This is a genomic window from Shewanella sp. S1-49-MNA-CIBAN-0167 (assembly GCF_040310145.1).
GTDB classification, from domain to species: Bacteria; Pseudomonadota; Gammaproteobacteria; order Enterobacterales; family Shewanellaceae; genus Shewanella; species Shewanella psychromarinicola.
In genome coordinates this window covers 1-315 of sequence record NZ_JBEOPO010000163.1, presented here as the reverse complement: position 1 = coordinate 315, position 315 = coordinate 1, and the positions used below count along the sequence as shown (strand labels likewise).

Genomic DNA, 315 nt, shown 5'->3' with positions numbered 1-315 from the left:
ATTATAGCCAGCATAACATTTGGAAACAGCTAAAGAATGGAATGTTTCATCTAGCTGAGTATCTTTTTCTCTCCAAAACTTTCCGGAATCAGAATTCATAAATTATTGACAACAATGCAGATCCGTTATTTTCTGGCACTAAGCCTACTCCCAAATATCGTGTTGGCCGATGAGCCTACAACGACAGAAGCGCCTTCATTGCAATGCGTTGTTGCTCCGCCTGTGTCTCGTTCATTCGAAGACCGTGCAGCATTAACCGGCATATCAGACGATCAAATTGTTATCATTAGCGATCACTCTGCCGTTGCTTACAAT

At 41.9% G+C, this 315-nt stretch carries 1 protein-coding gene; it reads left to right on the top strand.

Going from position 1 to position 315, the window contains the following annotated elements; genetic code table 11:
• Positions 1-114: 114 nt before the first annotated feature.
• Positions 115-315: hypothetical protein (locus AAEZ00_RS20820; RefSeq protein ID WP_351089783.1), on the top strand; the 201-nt coding region annotated here is incomplete at its 3' end.